Genomic DNA, 17,978 nt, shown 5'->3' with positions numbered 1-17,978 from the left:
GTGAAGGGATGCCATCGCGTGTCAGGTGCTCCGCGGCAGCATCAGGCTGAACGTGGAGCCCTCGCCGGGTCGTGACTGGACGGACAGCGCGCCCCCTTGCAGGCGCACCAGCTCCGAGGCCACGTACAGCTCCGGTCCGCGGACGCCCTTCGCATCCATCCGGAAGGGCGTGAAGAGGTGGGCCAGCGCCTCCGCGGCCACCCCCGGCCCCACGTCCTTCACGCGCACCGTGAGCTGCGTCTGGGAGATTTCGAGCGCCACCTCCGCGTCCCCCTGCCGGACCGCGTTCGCCAGCAGCACGTCGAACACCTGCCGGATGCGCGGCGGGTCCACCTGCGCGTGGACTGGCTCCTCGGGTGCTTCCAACGTGACGTGTGCGCCATGCGCCGCCACCGCGTCGCGCAGGTGCTGGCCCACGTCCGTGTCGATTCGCGCCAGCGTCGCCTCGCCCGAGGACAGCCACGCCAGCTCGCGCAGGTGACGGCCCACGGCTTCCATGGACTGGAGCTGCGCCGCCAGCGTGTCCAGCGCCGCGCGGTCCACGGAGGGCGTGCATTCCAGCCGGCGAAGCTGCTCGCGGGCCGTTTCGAGCGGGCCCTGGAGCGTCTGCGCCACCCACTGCCCCAGCGCGCCCACGGGGGACGCCGCGTGCGCCATCCGGGGCTCCGGCGAGGCGGCCAGCGATTTGTGGATGACCGATTCGAAGTCGGTGATTTCAAAGGGCTTGTGGAGGAAGGCGAACGCCTCCGGCGCGCCCTGGGGCAGCACCGCGCTGAGGAGGATGACGGGCACGTCCTTGAGCTGTGCCTCCTGCTTCATCCGGCGGCAGAGCTCCACGCCGCTCAGCCGCGGCATCATGTGGTCCGTCACCACCAGTTGAGGATGCCGGGCACGCGCCAGACCGAGCGCCTCCTCGCCATCCCGCGCTCTCAAGACGTCGTGGCCCAGGTCCTCCACGACTTGACTGAGAACCTCCAACACCGCTGGCTCATCGTCCGCGACCAGGACGAGACTCATGCTTCCACTCCCTCGCCTCGGCACGCCGCGACTGCTTGCGCGCCGCCAGGATAACAATCCACTCCCACGGTGTACTGACACTCCGCGAGGACGTGCATCCCAGAGATGCATTCGTTCATGGATGACCGGAGTGGTTTATGAAGAGCGAGACACCGCATCCAGGGGCCCCGGGTAGGCTGCGGCCTTCCCGACAATCAGAATGTCCTTCGCCCGACAATCCCTGGCGGTGCACGGAGGGTTGGAATGAAGCACGCAGTCATGAGGTGGAGCCTGCTGGTGATGGCCCTGCTGACCTCGGGCACGGCGAACGCGGACATGGCGCGGCGGCGTGACGCCATCGTCGAGGTCGTGCAGAAGGTCTCCCCTGCCGTCGTCTACATCGGCACCGAGCAGGAGGTGGAGTCGCGCTTCCGTGGACGCCGTTCTCCCCTGGAGGAGTTCTTCGGTGGCATGGGCGCGGAGCCGGAGCGTCAGAGAATCTCCGGCCTGGGCAGCGGCGCCATCATCGACCCCAGCGGCATCATCGTCACCAATGACCACGTCATCCGGGGCGCTTCCGCCATCCACGTCATCCTGGCGGATGGCCGCTCGTTCGACGCGGAGGTCATCGGCAGCGACGCGGCGAACGACCTAGCGGTGCTCAAGGTCAATGCCAAGGAGGCCCTCCCCATCGCGAAGCTGGGCACCAGCTCCGACCTGATGATTGGCGAGACGGTGGTCGCCATTGGCAGCCCGTTCGGCCTCAGCAAGACGGTCACCGCGGGCGTCGTCTCCGCGGTGGGCCGCACCTTCCGCGCCGACAACCGCGTCTACAACGACTTCGTGCAGACGGACGCCGCCATCAACCCGGGCAACTCGGGCGGCCCGCTGCTCAACGTGGATGGGGAAATCATCGGAATCAACACCGCCATCTTCGGCGGCGGCGCGCAGGGCATCGGCTTCGCGATTCCGGCCGACAAGGTGCGCCGCATCGTCGACGAGCTGACCCGCTTCGGGAAGGTGCGCCCGGCGTGGGTGGGCATCGATACGGCCGACCTGCCTGTCCGCGTCGCCCGGCAGCTCGGGTGGGACCGGGCCTATGGCGCGCTGGTGACGGCGGTGGAGGCAGGGAGTCCGGCCGCGGAGGCTGGCGTGAAGCGCGGGGACGTGGTGGCGGAGCTGGGCGGCTCGCGCATCCAGGACGCCGAGGACTTCGACACCCGCGTGCGCGGCTACCCCGCCCGCTCCGCCTTCCCGGTGGTGCTCTTCCGCGAAGGCGGCCTGCGCACCGTCCAGGTGACGCCGGTGGAGTTCCCCGCTCGCATGGTCGAGGGGCTGGCGTGGGAACGGCTGGGACTCCGCGTGAAGGAGATTCGCGGCGGCCTGGCCGTGTCCGGCGTGCGCCAGGGCTCCGCGGCGGCGGACATCGGGCTTGAGCCCGGAGACATCATCCTCCGTGTGAACAACCAGCCCGTGACGACGAACGACGCCTTCCGGGAGTCCCTGCTCACCGCGCGACGGGGACGTAGCGTCCTGTTGCTCGTGCGGCGCGGGCGCTACGGCTACCACGTGACGCTGCCCTTCGAGCGGGAAGCAGGCTACCGGCTGTAGCTGTCGGGAAAGGGCGACGGGCTCCCCGTATTTCAGGACCCGCGTGACTCGCACTAACATGCGATGTCATGAGTTCCGTCCGTTACCAATCCCTTGGTCCCCTGCTGGCTGGGGAAGGCTCACGTGCCTTCCTCGGACTCGCCCTGGAGGACGGCGCGTCTCCCCGTCCCGTGGTGCTCATCTGGGCACCGCAAGATGTCGTGCAGAACCCCGAGCTGAAGGCGACCTTGCGTCGCGAGACCGCTCGCGCGCTCGTCTTCGAGCATCCGCACATCCTCCGTGTCCACGCCCTGGCCGAGCAGGATGGCGGACTGGCCCGTGTCACCGAGTTCGCCGACGGCGAGCCCCTGCGTCGCCTGCTGGAGGCCCACCCCCGCCTGCCGCCGCACTTCGCGGCGCTCGTCGTGGCGGATGCCGCCGTGGGTCTCCACTACGCGCACGTCGCTGGCAATGACGACGGCACGCCCTTTGTGCACGGTGACGTCCGGCCCGAGACGTTGATGATCTCCTTCGGCGGTCTGACGAAGGTGACGGGCTATGGCGCGCTCGGCGTGGCTCCGCGCGAGCGCGGTGGCAAGCGCGTGAAGAACCGGCGTTTGTACAGCGCGCCCGAGCAGCTCCTCGGTGGACGCGAGGCGGTCAACGTCCAGTCGGACGTGTTCCTCCTGGGACTCGTCCTGCACGAGTGCCTCTCCGGGAAGATTCCCTTCAAGGATGCGGCGGACCCGGACAAGGCCGTGCTCACGCGCTCGCTGCCGCCCATGGCGCAGGACGTGCCGCTGAAGCTGGACGCGGTGCTGCGCCGGGCGACGGCGAAGCGGGCCAAGGAGCGGTATCCGACGGCGCTCGCGTTCCGCGAGGCCGTAGTCGAGGCCGTCGGCTCGCTGCCCACGCATGCGGAGTTCTCGGAGTTCCTGTCGAAGTACTTCCCGCCCGAGAGCGAGGCTCGCGCGACGCGGCGGCGGGTGATTGAAACGGGCATCGCCGAGGTGATGCAGAAGGCTGGCATCTCTCCGCCCGCCGTGGCTGAGTTCCTCGCGCGCGGCGCCCTGCCCCCGGGCTTGATGCCCGCGAAGTGGCCGGAGTTGCCGGGACAGTTGCATGCCTCGGGCTCGCCCGATGGTTCGGGTGCGCAGGCTGGGAGTGGCTCGGCGGCCGGTGGCAACGCGCAGGCGGCACCGGCTGCGGGCAGCACGGGGCAGTCCGGCTCCGGTTCGGCGGGGGCTCAGACGCAGTCCGGTGCAATTGGCCACGCGCAAAGTGGCGCGGGTGCACAGACTCAATCCGGTGCAGGCAGCCAGGCGCAGGCTGGCGCACAGGCGCAATCCGGCGCGGGCGCTCAAGCGCATTCAGGCGCACAGACTCAGTCCAGTGCAGGTGGCCAGTCACAGGCGGGCGCAAGCGCACAGGTCCACTCCGGCGCGGGCGCACAGCATCAGTCCGGCGCAAGCACTCAGGCCCATTCAGGCTCAGGCGCACAGGCGCAGTCCGGCGCGGGCGCACAGCATCAGTCCGGCACAGGCACTCAGGCTCATCCCGGCGCCACGGGCACGGGGGCCTCGGCAGGGGCCACTGTCCCCACCGGCCCGACGGGCGCGGACGCACACGCGGCCCCCACGACGCCTCCCGCCGCGCAGAAGCAGTCACGCACCTGGATGGCCTTCGTGGGCGTCGGTCTGGCGCTCACGGTGGGCGCGGGGGCCGTCGTGCTCAGCCAGCTGCCCTCCAACATCGAGTCCGAGCTCGAGGACGCGGGCGTCACCGACGCCCTGCCCGTCGACGCCGGCGTGACGCAGGATGCGGGCCCCGTGGATGCCGGCATTCCCATGGGCACGCTGGACGTCACCGTGGACCCGCGCGTGGAGGTCTCGATTCCTGGGCAGTACCTGGGCCGCACGCCGGTCTCCGCGGCCGTGCCCGCGGGCCGTCACGTGCTGACGCTCAGCAACCCGGTGCTCGGCATCCAGACGACACGGGTCATCACCGTGCCGGCGGGTGGCCGTTCCTCGCAGCAGATCTTCCTCAACAAGGGATTCGCGAACGTACGCGCCCCGGAGGGCGCCATCGTCACGGTGGATGGCCGGCTCATCGGTGCCGCACCCATCGAGGAACTGGACTTGTACGAAGGCACGCACCAGCTCCTGGTCATCGTGAACAACTCCCGGTGGCAGAAGACGTTCAAGGTGGAGCCGGGCCAACGCGTCACCTTCGACGTCAACTTCGAGAAGCCCGAAGAGGAGTAACCGGGGTAGCAATCTCCGCGGCGTGAACACTCGTTTCACGCCGCGGTTGCGGTGCCTTCGGGGCGCGACCAGACTCCCGCGCCCATGAACACCTCCGCCACGGAGTTCGACATCATCGCCTGGGGGGCCACCGGCTTCACCGGGCGACTGGTCGCCGAATATCTCGCCAGGACCCAGGACAGCCACCGCGCACGGTGGGCCCTGGCGGGACGCGACCTCGACAAGCTGGAGAAGGTCCGGCAGGGGCTGGCGGCGATTGCGCCCTCCTTCGCGGAGCTACCGCTGCTCGTCGCGGATGCACGCGACGCCGCGTCGCTGGATGCCCTGGTCCCTCGCACCCGCGTGGTCTGCACCACGGTGGGCCCCTACGCACGTTACGGCAGCGAGCTCGTCGCGGCGTGTGTTCGGGCCGGCGTCAGCTACTGCGACCTGACGGGTGAAGTGCAGTGGATGCGGCGGATGATTGACGCCCACCACGAGCAGGCGCGGCAGAGCGGCGCACGCATCGTCCACACCTGTGGCTTCGACTCGATTCCGTCGGACCTGGGCGTGTTGATGATGCAGGAGCACATGCGGGAGCACCATGGCGGGCACCTGGAAGCAGTCCGCCTCTACATGGGTCCCATGCGCGGAGGCGCTAGCGGTGGCACGGCCGCGAGCATGGTGCAGGCGATGGAAGAAGCATCAACGGACCGCTCGGTGCGGCGAATCATGGCCCACCCGCATGCGCTGGACCCCGTCCCAGGCCGCTGGCGACCCGAGTCCAAGGACGCGCTGGGCGTCCACTACAGCCAGGAACTGGGCCAGTGGACCGGCCCGTTCCTCATGGCGACCGTGAACACGCGCGTCGTCCGACGCAGCAATGCGCTGCTCGGTCACCCGTGGGGAGAGCACTTCCGGTACGCGGAGGTCGCCAGCTATGGCGCCGGGCCCAAGGGCCTGCTGCGCGCCACGGGCGTCACCGCGGGCCTGGGAGGCGTCGTCGCCGCGATGCAGGTGAAGCCCCTACGCACGCTGCTGGAGAAGAAGGTACTGCCCGCGCCGGGTGAAGGCCCGTCTCTGGAAGCCCGGGAGAAAGGCTTCTTCGTCGCGCAGCTTCGTGGCGAAGGCACCTCCCCCCGCACGGGCAAGCAGGTGCGGCTGAAGGGCAAGGTGGCGGCGCAGGGAGACCCGGGCTACGCGGCCACGTCGCGGATGCTCGCCGAGTCCGCGCTGTGCCTCGCCTTCGACGACACTCCGACCACGGGCGGCGTGCTCACGCCGGCCTCCGCCATGGGCATGCGACTGGTGGAGCGGCTGCGCCGTGCGGGCATGACGTTCGAAGTGGAGGAGCTGTCCACCTGAGCCATTCCGCCGCGAGCGCGCGATGTCCTACGCGCTCTTGCGGCGCCGCATCATCGCCTCGTACGAGCGGCCCACGCTCTGCGAGAGGATGAGCAGCTCGCCCACGTCGGGCGGAGTGAGCTGGTCCGGGCCGTTGTCCACGTAGAGCAGGTGCACGACCTTGCCGCGCACCAGCAGCGGGAGGATGACGGCCGTCTTCGGGAACCCGTCCCCCAGCAGCTTGTAGAACACGCCCATGGCCGCATCACGGCGGACGGGCCCGATGTAGTGCGAGCGCGTGTCCCGCACGAGCCGGAAGGTGCTCTGCTCCCGCAGCGGCACGCCGATGCGGCGCACCACCGCGTCGCGAACCCCCACCCCCATGCCGTGCCAGCCCGTCACGAGGCTGCCCTGCACCGACAGCAGCAGGTTCCGCTTCCACTTGCCCAGCGCGAAGCGCAGCACCGTGTGCGCCACGTCCTCGCGGTCCGAGCTGCGAGCCAGCTCCGCCTGCGCTTCCGCGAAGGTCAGCGGCGTCGGCGGCGGCTCCGGTGCGCGCGGCACCTGCACAGGCGGTGGCGAGCCGCCCAGCGCGGGCGCCGGGGGTGGCACGTGCGGCTGAACCATCTGCGGTGGGACAGCGATGGCCTGGGGTGGCGGCGGCGGAGCCACGGGCACCTGCGGCCGGACCGTCGCGGGCGGAGGCTCGGGCGCGGCCTCCAGTACCTCTACGCCGGTGATGATCTCCTCCTCGCCCATGTCCCCGTCGGAGTCGGCGCCACCGCGCAGGGCGGAGGCGTAGACGGACTGGAACTCCTCCTCGCTCATCAAGTCTGGCGGCGTCTCCGCGGCCTTGGCCAGCTCGGCCTGCGAGCCCGCCGAGGGACGCGGCCGCACCGCGTTCATGTCGACGGCGCGCAGCGGCCGGAACGCCTTGCAGTAACGGCGCAGCAGTTGGTTCATCCGGAACTCGGGGATGACCACCGGCACCACGCGCTTGCCCGTCTTGAAGGCAATCGCGTCCAGCGTCGAGAAGTCGTGCGGGTTCACGACGGCGATGCTCAGCCGCGTCGCGTCCACCCGCATGGGCAGGTACTCCTTGTCGTCCGCATGGTTCGAGGAGACCAGCTCCATCGCCTTGGGGTCCGGAACCATCTCCCCGGACGCGAACGCGCTGTTGTGGACCTTCCCCAGCGCCTTCGCCAGGTCCACCTCCGACAGCAGGCCCAGCTCCACCAGGTTCGTTCCCAACCGCCCGCCATGCACCACCTGGGCCTCGAGCGCTTCTTCGAGTCCCTCGGCGGTGACGAGACCATCCTTCAGGAGCTGCTCACCCAGGCGCATGGGGCCGCTTGTAGCCGTGCCCCGTCCCGCTCCGCAAGCACACCCGCAGCCGTGGGGCGGTGCGTCTAGTCCTCCGGGTGATGACTGAGCGCAACGCGGTTGCCTTCGGGGTCCCGGACGTACACCGACCACCGCGTCTCGTTCTCCAGCGGCACACCCGCGCGGGTGAAGGTGTCGACCACACCCGCCCGAGCTGCCTTCGGAATCCGGAATGCCAGCAGCAGAAGACCCGGCGCCTCGTGGCGAAACGGCGTGGAGACGGGCTCGCCGCCCGCCGCCTCGATGGCCAGGAAGCCGCCCCCAGGCACGCCCACCCAGATGCTCCGCAAGGAGCCGTCCGGGCGGAGATGACGGGTCAACTCCGGAAAGCCCAGCAGGTCTCTGTAGAAGCCGGTGACACGCTCGATGTCCCGCGCCTGGATGGCCACGTGGTGGAAGCCCTGAACGTCCATGACGCGGATGCTATGGTCTGCGCGCCCATGGCGCGACTGCTCATCGTCGAAGACAACCACGAGCTGGCCTCCCTCATCGTCGCCCTGGCGCAAAGCCGGGGACACGACGCGAAAGCCGCGGCCACCGGCGAGGCCGCGCTGGAGTCACTCGGCCCCGGACAACACTGGGACGCGGCCCTGGTGGACCTGCTGCTCCCGGACATCCGGGGCAGCGAGGTGCTGGCCGCGCTGCGTGCCCATGGCATCCCCGCCATCGCCGTCAGTGGTGTGTACAAAGGGGACCGTTTCGCCCAGGAGGCCGTGCAGGTCCACGGCGCCCGGAGCTTCTTCGAGAAGCCGTTCGAGCTCATCACCGTCATGGAGGCCCTGGAGCAGGCCGGTGGCGTTGCACCTCAACCCCGCGCTCCCCCGCCCATCGCGGAGAGCGTGCTGCTGGACGAGCTGCTCGATACCGAGGACCTCATCGTGCTGGAAGAGTTCCCCCCTGAGCCCAGCGACGCCGCCGAGCCCCTGCAGGTCGTCCCCAGTACCGACCCGTTGCCAGAGCCCGCGGACACGGAGCACGCCCTCCCCCTGCCCTTCGGCAGGCGCGAGCAGGTCTGGAGCGAAAGCACCGCGCCTTCGACTCCGCCGCCGCCCAAGCGCGCGCTGCCCGACTGGTCCCTGGGCGGCGTCCTGGAGGACGCCACCGTCGCGCGGCTGCTCAACGCCTATTACGAAGCCCGCCACCACGGCGAGCTGAAGCTTCAGCAGGGCCAGGTGCTCAAGGTCGTCTACTTCGAGTCCGGCCGCGTCGTGTACGCCGCGTCCAACCTCGCCGCCGAGCGCTTCGGCCGATTCTGCGTCCGCCAGGGCGTGCTGCCCGAGGCCCGGCTCGCCGAGGTCGCCGCCTTCGCGAAAGAGCGCGGACTGCGCACCGGCGAGGCCATGCTGCGCATGGGCCTGATGGACGCGGCCCAGCGAGAGCAACTGCTGGTGGAGCAGGTGAAGGAGATCATCTGGTCCACCTTCACGTGGAAGGAAGGCGGCTACGGCTTCAGTGCCATGCGCCCCCGCCGCACGGACCTGGTGAAGCTGTCCGTCTTCCCCGGTGACCTGGTGCTGGAGGGCGTGGCGAAGACGGAGACGCTGGTGACGCTGCGTCGGCACATGCCGCGCTCGCGCCGGCTGTTCCCCACCGCCGATGCGCCCTACGGCCTGCACGAGCTGAAGCTCGAGGGGGCCCAGGCCCTGGTGCTGGCGTATGCGGACGGCAGCAAGACGGTGGAGGACCTGCTCGCCCTCACCGACCTGCCGGAGCGGCAGACGCTGGCCACGCTGCGGGGACTGGAGCTCCTCGGTGTACTGGAGGAGCGGCCCGACACGCCGAGCCGCCGTCACCGCATCAGCTTCGGGCTGTAAGCGCCGCCCTACTTCCGGCGGCGCAGCACCCGCGCCAGCGCCGCCAGCCCGAAGACGGCCGCGCCCGAACCCCCTCCCGAGCAGCCGCATCCCGACGTCGGAGGCGGCACCGCGGCATCCCCCGAAACGGGCACGCCGTTGAGGGTCATCTCCCCGCCCAGCCGCGGCGTGGACAGCAGCGGCGAGCGGCCCACGTACGTCAGCATCTGCGTGCTCTGCGCGGGCAGCCGGATGTCCTCCACCCGGAAGCCACCGTCCACCGCCCGCGCCTCCACCGCGACGCCGTCCAGCTTCACGCTGCCGGGCACCCACTCCAGCCCGTCCACGTTCTCCAGGTAGTGGAGGCCGCCGACCTCGCACTCGGAGGTGTTGCGCAGCTCCACCACCACGCCCACCAGCCCCTTCTCCGAAGCCGTGGGCGACTCCATCGCGTGACGCACGTCCACGAAGCGCTCGGAGGTAATCGGCAGCACGTAATCCGTGGTCGCGGTGTTGCTGCCGCCCGCGTCGGCGAGGACGCGCAGGGTGATGGACTGGCCCACCAACGCCTCCAGCCCTGTCTCTTGCGTGCTCACCGTGACGCTCGGGCCCGCCAGGGAGACTTCTGACAGCGCGGGCCCCGCCACCTGGGACCAGGAGATGGCCACTTCGCCGCAGGCATTGGCCGGAATCGTCTGCGTCAGCGTGGCGCTCGCGCCTTCGCCACAGCGTGCCACCAGCGCCCCGGCTTCGAGCGCTCCCAGCCGCGCCGGCAGGGGCTGGTTGGGAATCTCCGTCTGAGCACGGCCGCCCTCTCGCACCGGCCCCTCACTGTCGTCGAAGAGCTCGCCGCGCACGCGGTAGGACTCGAGGGTGCAGGAGCGCGGGAGCGCGGGGCGCCACGTCCCGGGTACCGGCACCACCGCCGAGTCCAACGCCTCGCCGCCCAGGGTCTCCAGGAACATCCGCGCCTTCAGCGTGCGCGCGTCCACGCAGTTCAGCGACGTGTCCAGGGCGATGTCCACGTCCCCTTCGCCCGACGGCACCACGCCCAGCTCCAGGCTGCCCGTGGCCACGTCCTCCAGGGAAGGCTCCACCCGAACGCGGAGCTCGGCGTCAGCGCTGTCCTGCGTGCCACCGCCGGTAACGGGAATGCGATTCCTGGCGGTGAGGGCCAGCGTCCCGTACGCGCACTCCGCGGCCTCGACGCGCAGGCGCTCGCTCGACACCGGCGAGTGCAACGTGACGGCCGTTCCGTCCGCGGTCCTCACGGTGACACCGTCGGGAATGCCCGAACCGGAAGCGCTCAGCCGCCACTCCGTGTCCACGGTCGGCAATCCGGACGTCCCCTCGCAGGTGTGCAGCGCATCGGGGACCACGTCCACGCTGGCCCCTGGGCCCGACGTGAGCGTCCGCTCCGAGCCCGAGGCGAAGGGAACCAGCGGCCGGCCCCAGGGCGCGACGTCCACGGTGAAGATGGCGGCGGCGCTGGACGTCAGGCCGCCTTCATCCACGCCACGGACCTCGTACGCGTAGCTGGTACCCGACTCCTGGCACAGCACCTCCGGCGGCGTGAAGGTCGCCTGGGCGCCGCCATCGGTGGAGAGCAGCGGTGCGCCCGACTGTCCTGAGACGGGAGACCAGACGTAGCGCACCGCCGGACAGGCCTCGCTCGCCGGCTGCGCGGTGAACACCCGCGACGCGCCCGACGCGGTGGTCGACTCCCGTGAGGGCAACACCGTGGGCTGCGCGGGCCCTTTGGTGTTCACCACCCGGTAGGCCACCGTGGCCTGCACGTCGTGGGACGCGAGCCCGTCCGAGGCGTAGACCCGCAGGAGCCCCTCTTCGTCCTTGCAGACGGGCCGCTGCGGAACGAGCGTCACGTCGAGCTGGTCGGGGTGCTCCACGATGTTGACGCCAACCAGGTCGGCGCCCGGCGTTGACGATGCATCCACCGACACGCGCACCGCATCGGAGTCGGCGTCGGTGGCGGAGAACCGAGCCGTCGCCGTCCCCGTTTCGTTCACCACGATGGGCGAGGGCCCCACGTCCAGCACGGGGGCGTTGGCGTTGACGTACGTCACGACGTTGAAGCTCGGCTGGTCCAGGATGAACAGGCAGAACGAGGAGCCGATGCACGACACCTCGAGCGGCGTCGCCTGCGAAGCGCCCGGAAGCGCCGAGCCCTCGAAGACCGGGTGGACCCGCCACTGAGTCCCCGCGTTGTCCGCGCTGCTCGCGGGCACGGCCCCCAGCACCACGGGCTCCCCGCTGGGATCCACGCCCACCGCGAGGCCAAAGCCTTCGCCATGGACGCTGCCGTTGCCCGTGTTCACGTCCACCGAGGTGATGCGGACGTCGCTCATGCCGTCGGGCAACATCACGGCGGAGAAGGTCGTCCCGGCCGGGTCCAACTGTCCGCGGAACAGGCCGTCCGAATTGCCGAACAACGCGATGGGATGCGGTCCGCTTCCGGCGAAGAGGTCCACCGTGAGCGGAGCCTCGCTGGTCAGGTGCGACGGCACGACCATCTGCGCCTGACGCCTGTCCCGCGTGTACCAGAGGAACTCCGTCCGGGTGACACCGGTGACACTGAAGAGCGCATGGGGCGCGCCATCCGAAGTCTCCACCACGCCTAGCACGTCCGTGGAGGACAGGAGGCCCGCGCCGGCGCTCAGCAACGTCCAGGGCGTGGGGCCTGCGAGCCCCGCTGACGCCGTCAGCAGTGAGAGTCCACCGTCAGAGAGGGCCACCGCGGCATAGCCCGTACCAGACGGGGTGTGCTTCACCCGCCGGATACCCACCACGGTGTTCACCGGGTCCGGGGGGATGATGTTTCCAGCCGCACGGCAGTTCTGGTGACTGATGACGTCACCCGGGCGCACGACGACGGCGAAGCAGCCCATCGGAGACAAGAACGTGCCGAAGACGTCGCTGTGCAGGAAGACGGCGGACTGGATGCCGTTCTCGAACAGCTCCGTCTGCGTCGAGGTGCTCACCGAGTAGCTGCCCGGAGCGAAGACGTCCACACTGCGGGCGATGCCCGGCACCTCATCCACGTCCCAGTCGGCGCGTGCCGCAGTGGCAACACCCAGGCAGAGGCTGATGATGACGAGGGGACGCACGGATTGCTCCTAGTAGGCCACTTCGGCTCGCAGGTAGAGCCGGTCCTGATTGTCCGACGAGTCGGGGGACAAACCCAAGCCGCTGAAGCCCAGGAGTGTGTACCCGGTGGCCAAGCGCAGCCGCTCATCGACCCGATAGGCGACTTCCGCACGGAGCGCGGTCAGCCGCTCGCCCTCGGGAGACGCCGTTCGCCGTGCCAGCTCTGCCCCCAGCTCCAGACCGCCCACGATTCGCACCGCGGGACGGAGGGTGCCCGTCCACACCCAACGCCCCGAGTCCTCCGCCCGGGTGTGCCCCGCATGCAGGCCCGCCGCCACGGAGAGCCGGTCGCCCAGGCGCACCGCTGGCAAGAGAGAGAGGGTCTGTAAGGCCCGGTCTCCGAAGGCGGACCGGACGCCGGGCAACAGCTCGCGGGTGATGCCGTAACGCGCCACCACCAGCCAGGGCCCCGGCCGCCACGCCACCGCCGCGTAGCCTTCCACCAGCCGCGTCTCCAGCACGTCCGCGTTGACGGTGCGCGCGAAGTCCACCCGCCCGGAGGCCGTCACGTCCTCCAGCAACTGCGCCTGCGCGGCCAGTGCCACCACCGCTTGCAGACGGTCCACCGCCGTGGCCGCGCCTCGCTCCGGCGTGCCCTCCTCCCGGCGAAGCTCCACACGCCCGTCCAGCCGCAAGCGCGCCAGGACGAGCTGCCCGAAGACACCGCCCGCCTCGCGCCGCAGCGGGCTGTCCACGTCCAACAGGCTGCGCACGCCGCGCTCGTAGCGCGCGCCCACGCTGAAACCGCCCGTCACCTGCTGCTGGAAGCCCACGGCGCGAGCCAGCCGCACGGCCGTCGCGTCGTGCGAGCCCACATCCTCCACGAAGAGCGCGGTGCCACTCTCCGGCAGCTCCGTGCGGGCACCCGTCAGCGTCCGTCCCGCGCCGAAGTCAGGGCCGTCCACGTCGACGGAGTAACCGCCGTAGAACACGTCCTGCCCCCGCCGCGACTCAACGTTGGCCCACGCCCGGGGGCCCAGCTCCGGTCCCCAGCCTCCGAACACCCCAGCGCGCGTGGTCCGGTCCACCTCGACATCCACGCCCGCGGACGTGAAGGTGTCATCGAAGCGCCCGGGCCCTTCGCCATGCAGGGCCAGGGCCTGCCGGTGCGCTGCGCGAAGCTGAAGCCGCTCGAACACCCGCAGCGAGCCCGCCACGCCCGCGGAGGTGCGACCACCGAAGAGCGTGGGCCCCACTCCTGCCACCCGCGCCGCGTTCAGCCGCGAGTCACGGACCTCCGCACGCACGCCCCACCGTGCCTCTTCCCAACCCACACCCGCGGCCAGGACGCGAGCGGAGAACGGGCTGTCCATGAATGGCTCACGCGGATCGGCCGAGCTCCGCTCGTCCGCCAGCAACGTCAACCGGAGCCGGCCCAGCGGCTGGCTCACACGGATTGACGACTGCCGGAAGCGCGCAGCGTCGGTGTGTGCGCCATCGGAGAAACCCCGCCCGCGCAGGCGGAACGCCGCGTCCACCGAGCCCTCGCCATGAAGCCCGGGACCTGACAGCTGGAGACTCACGGCCTCCGCGCCGGTGCCCATGTCCGGCCGGGGGCGGATGAAGCTGAGGCCACCGTCATCCGAGACGCCGAAGAAGGAAGCATCCACGGCGGTGCCACGGCTGGACGCGACTTCCGCCGCCATGCGGTAACCACCGAGCGCCGTGCTCGCGCGTCCCGTGTAGAGCGTGTACGGCCGTCCCTCCCGGCCCTCGCGTACCGCGCCGAGTCCCAGCCGCGAGCCGCGCCACTCGCCCCACACCTCACCGCCCGCCGTGTCGCCCGCGTCCGCGATGCGCAGCGCGGCGTAGTCCACCACCAGCACCGGCTCGGGTGACTCCGTGGGCGCGCTGGTCCGCAGCCAGGCTTCGCCCGCGAGGAAGGAGAGCGGACGCGCCAGGAGGATGCGGCCGGCGAAGTAGTCGATGTCGTAGTCGATGCCGCGAATGAGGTGCCGCTCGCCCAGCGGCAGACCGGTGACGCCGTCCCGCAGCTCCACGCGCACCAACTCGGAGCCCTCCGCCACCGAGGCCGCGCCCAGGTAGTAGAGGCTTCCGCCCGTGGCGCGCAGCTCCTCGTGCGCGGGCACCGCGGACACCTGCCGCACCGGGTCCGTCAGGCTCCCGCCAAACGCCTTCACGCCCACGCGCGTCGCCTCCTCGCCGGCATGAACCTCCGCGTAGGGGCCGAAGAGCGGACGGTGATAACGGCCCACTTCACGGTCGTGAAGCTGCGCGCGGTAGGTGCCCAGGCCCGCGCGGCCGTGCTCCGCGTGGCGCGCCTCAAACCGAAGACGTGCCTCCGAGGCATTGGGCGTCAGTGACACCGAGTCGTCCCCCCACTCCGCGGGCGCGAGGTCCGGGTCGGCGGCGCGGTCGAAGCGCTCCGGCATGCGCGGGCGGAGCCAGTCTGGCAGGCTGGCACCGTTCAGCGTGCGACCATCCGTGTCGCGCAGGTCCAGCTCGCCCACCAGGTCCACCGCGCCCAGCCGGAGCTCCGCGTGAGCAGAGCCGCGTCCCCGCAGCTGCACGTCGCCATTTCGCGGCGCATAGGTGGCCTCCAGGTCCAGCAGGCCCACGGCGAAGGGACGTACCGCGGCGGCAATCTCCAGCGTCTCGTCACGAGGCGGAGCATCCGGCGGCGACAGCCGCACGGGCACCTGGTTGCGCCCCGGGGACAACACCACCAGGACATCCGCACGGCCTTCGGGCCCCACCACGACTTCGCCCTCGGGCGTGCGGATGCGCGTCCCCAAGGGCGCCTCGACCTGCACGCGGGAGGCGCCACTGGCCGCGGGCGCGTCACTGCCCGCGGGCAACTGGAGCGTGGCGAGGGGCAGCATCGGCCTGGGGGCCACCAACCAACCGCCGTCACGCGGGACCACGTCCACGCGCTGGCGGTACAGGCGCACCGTGCCCTGGGCCCCCGTGGCGGTGATGGACAGTGGGTTCTCTCCCTCGACGAGCGGCACCTGCGCCTGCCATGCGCCCTTCTCGTCCACCTGGGCTGCCACACCCGACACGGTGACGGCGTCGCCCGCGGAGGCCTGTCCTGCGACACGGAAGCGCACGACGCCCTGCCCTGGCGCGACTTCCGCCATGGGCGGTGCCTTGGCAAAGGAGAGCCGCACGGGCGCGGCCTCCACCGTGACGCTGCGCACGGCGAAGTCCTGGAGGACGACGGCGCCCCAGGGGACCTCGACCGTCGCCGCCTCCGGGCTGACCCGGCTGGAGATCGGCAACGAGCGCGTGTCCACCTTCAGCCGATGACGCCCTGGCCGCAGGTGCAGTCCCCCCACCGAATCCGGCACGCGGGCATCGACGCCGGTGATGTGGAAGCGGCCCCGCGCGTCCGTGCGGACTTCGCGGCCGGTGGTGAGCACCAACCGCACGTCGGGCAGGCCCGGCTCATCCGCGCCGCACAGCCCATCACCGTCCACGTCCTGGCACACCCGGCCCGCGATGGTGGAGGCCTGCGATGGAGTGTCCTGCGACAGCGCCTGCGCCCAGGTGCTCAGCGGCACCAGCATCGCGGCGGCGAACAGGCAGGCCAGCATGCGCATCATGGGCGCACCTCCGCCAACGCCGTGACGCCCGTGGCGACATCCGCGACGGAGACACTCACCGGTCCCGGCGCCCGCACGGTGAAGGAGGTGCGCCCCTCCTCCACCCGCTCTTCGGCTCGCTGACCACCCGTGAGCGAGACGAACACCTCGCGCCCCATCAGCACCTGCCCGTTCGCATCCTCCACCCAGTACGTCACCCGCGTCCCGCTCACCTTGAGCCGCACGTTCACCGGAATCTCAGGTGCCAGTCGCACGCGTTGGGACGCGGCGGACGACACCAGCGGGCGCTCCAACGGAAACACAGGCCCATCCGCACCCAACACGTGAACCGTCCGCGTCAGGCCCGTCCACACGCCGTGCGAAATCTCCAGCGTTCCCGGGCGCGCGGGCCCCAGGCGCACCGTGCCGTCCGTGCCCGTCGTCACCTCGCGGCCATCCACACGCAGCGGCTGTCCCGGCACCGGCAGACCCGCCAGGTCGGACACGCCCGCGTACAGCTCGCCTGCGGCCCGCCACACGGTGATGCGCGCCGGCTCATGGCCCGAAGGCCCCCATGCGCGAGCACGCAGGTCCACGTCCGTCGCTGCCCCCGTGGCTGGCGGAGCCCAGGCGCTGATGAAGGTCCCCGGCTGTGGCTCCTCCGCCGGACCGAAGGTTCCCACCAGTGCGCTCAACTCCACCGTCGCACCCGGCCGGGGACGGTCGAAAGCATCCCGCGCCGTCACTTCCACACGCGTGCGAGCCCCGTGGTGCACCAGCGCATCACCCACTTCGAGGCGGGTCATCGCGACGGGCCCCTGCACCAACTCCAGCGCCGGAGACTCGCGCGAGCCGGGCCCTCGCTGAGGCCACGCAACCTCGATGCGCTCGTCGCTCACCAACTTCCGCGGCGCGGTGTAGCGCCACTCCAGCAATCCTCCCGGCGCGCGCGTGGGGCCGCGCAAGGTGCCGTGGCGGACCTGGGTCGTAACGCGCGCGTCGTCCACGGGCTGGCCCATGGCATCACTCGTCGCGCAGACCAGCCGGGCCTGGGACACGCCGTCCGAGGGGAGCCGCTGCGGCTGAAGCACGCAGGCCAGGCCATCGGTGGGCGGCAGCCTCAGGTCGATGGGCATCCGCCGCACGTTGCCCACCTTGTCCACCACCCGCCCCTGCCCGATGCGATGTCCGGGCGGCACGATGATGGGCACCCGGAAGCGACCGTCATGCCCGGCCACCGCCGGACCGAACGTCTGGCCCGCGATGTCGATGGCAATCTCCGCGTCGGGCTCCGTCGTTCCCGGCAGATTCACGGACGCGGCCAGCGGAACGAGCACGCGCCCGTAAGCCCCATGCACCGACTGCGGACTGGGCCACGCGGAGAAGGCCACCAGGATGGCCACTTCGGGGTAACGCGTGTCCGGCAGGACGTAACGCGCGCGATACGTGCCCGGCCCCGTCCGCTCCAGCCCTTCCACGCGGCCCACGCTCACCCTCACCACGGGAGGCGCGCCGCTGTCATCCGCGGTGCCATCCGGCCGGACCAACTGGACGGTGAGCCGCGCTTCCGTGTCCTTGCCCTTCACGGGTGCGGGTGGCTCCAGCGCCAGCCGCACCTCGGCGGCCGGTGGCCCCAGCACGTAGCGCGCCTGGGCCGCCAGTCCATCCACGTTCGCGCGGACCACGACGTCACGCGCGCCCGGACGCGGCGTCACCACGAACGTGCGCAGCGGCGGCTCCGCGGTGTCCTCTCGCAGCTCCGCGCCGTCTGCCTGCACCGAAGGCTTCCCCATCGGAACCGGACGGCCCGCCGAATCCTTGCGGACGAGCGCCACGGGGAATCCATCCGGCGCCACGGCGGACGACGGCCCGAGTATCTCGAGCGTGTCCGCCCAGGCCGGGGCACACAGCAGCAACAA

At 71.0% G+C, this 17,978-nt stretch carries 10 protein-coding genes; 4 read left to right on the top strand and 6 right to left on the bottom strand.

Going from position 1 to position 17,978, the window contains the following annotated elements:
- Positions 1-21: 21 nt before the first annotated feature.
- Complete coding sequence (locus FMQ63_RS07090; protein ID WP_011554431.1) at positions 22-1,017, bottom strand: response regulator; 996 nt, start codon at positions 1,015-1,017, stop codon at positions 22-24.
- Positions 1,018-1,260: 243 nt separating this feature from the next.
- Here FMQ63_RS07090 and FMQ63_RS07085 point away from each other — a divergent pair, with 243 nt between their 5' ends.
- The 3 genes from FMQ63_RS07085 (at position 1,261) to FMQ63_RS07075 (ending at position 6,194) form a co-directional block, all read left to right on the top strand.
- On the top strand, positions 1,261-2,607 hold the full coding sequence (locus FMQ63_RS07085) for a trypsin-like peptidase domain-containing protein (RefSeq protein WP_011554432.1): 1,347 nt from the start codon (positions 1,261-1,263) through the stop codon (positions 2,605-2,607).
- Between the two features lie 68 nt (positions 2,608-2,675).
- Complete coding sequence (locus FMQ63_RS07080; RefSeq protein WP_011554433.1) at positions 2,676-4,850, top strand: PEGA domain-containing protein; 2,175 nt, start codon at positions 2,676-2,678, stop codon at positions 4,848-4,850.
- A gap of 84 nt (positions 4,851-4,934) precedes the next feature.
- Positions 4,935-6,194 carry a trans-acting enoyl reductase family protein gene (locus tag FMQ63_RS07075; RefSeq protein ID WP_011554434.1) on the top strand — a complete coding sequence of 420 codons (1,260 nt, stop codon included), beginning with the start codon at positions 4,935-4,937 and terminating at the stop codon, positions 6,192-6,194.
- Positions 6,195-6,221: 27 nt separating this feature from the next.
- On the opposite strand, the gene FMQ63_RS07070 is transcribed toward FMQ63_RS07075, so the two are convergent.
- Together FMQ63_RS07070 and FMQ63_RS07065 are read right to left on the bottom strand one after the other, a co-directional pair.
- Positions 6,222-7,517 carry a general secretion pathway protein GspE gene (locus FMQ63_RS07070; RefSeq protein ID WP_011554435.1) on the bottom strand — a complete coding sequence of 432 codons (1,296 nt, stop codon included), beginning with the start codon at positions 7,515-7,517 and terminating at the stop codon, positions 6,222-6,224.
- Between the two features lie 65 nt (positions 7,518-7,582).
- On the bottom strand, positions 7,583-7,969 hold the full coding sequence (locus FMQ63_RS07065) for a VOC family protein (RefSeq protein WP_011554436.1): 387 nt from the start codon (positions 7,967-7,969) through the stop codon (positions 7,583-7,585).
- A 12-nt stretch (positions 7,970-7,981) separates the two neighbouring features.
- Here FMQ63_RS07065 and FMQ63_RS07060 point away from each other — a divergent pair, with 12 nt between their 5' ends.
- Entirely contained in the window at positions 7,982-9,370 is a 1,389-nt protein-coding gene (locus FMQ63_RS07060) for a response regulator (RefSeq protein ID WP_020478354.1), read from the top strand.
- Positions 9,371-9,378: 8 nt separating this feature from the next.
- Here FMQ63_RS07060 and FMQ63_RS07055 read toward each other — a convergent pair whose 3' ends face one another.
- The 3 genes from FMQ63_RS07055 to FMQ63_RS07045 are packed head-to-tail and all read right to left on the bottom strand — an operon-like array spanning position 9,379 to position 17,978.
- Positions 9,379-12,474, bottom strand: coding sequence for an MYXO-CTERM sorting domain-containing protein (locus FMQ63_RS07055; protein WP_011554438.1), 3,096 nt, complete (start codon positions 12,472-12,474; stop codon positions 9,379-9,381).
- A gap of 9 nt (positions 12,475-12,483) precedes the next feature.
- On the bottom strand, positions 12,484-16,080 hold the full coding sequence (locus tag FMQ63_RS07050; protein WP_011554439.1) for a hypothetical protein: 3,597 nt from the start codon (positions 16,078-16,080) through the stop codon (positions 12,484-12,486).
- Positions 16,077-17,978: a hypothetical protein gene (locus FMQ63_RS07045; protein WP_011554440.1), complete on the bottom strand. Its 1,902-nt coding sequence runs from the start codon at positions 17,976-17,978 to the stop codon at positions 16,077-16,079. Before FMQ63_RS07045 ends, FMQ63_RS07050 begins: the two co-directional genes overlap by 4 nt.

The sequence above is a fragment of the Myxococcus sp. CA005 genome (genome assembly GCF_006518205.1).
Classification (GTDB): domain Bacteria; phylum Myxococcota; class Myxococcia; order Myxococcales; family Myxococcaceae; genus Myxococcus; species Myxococcus xanthus.
This window is presented reverse-complemented; position numbering and strand designations above follow the sequence as displayed.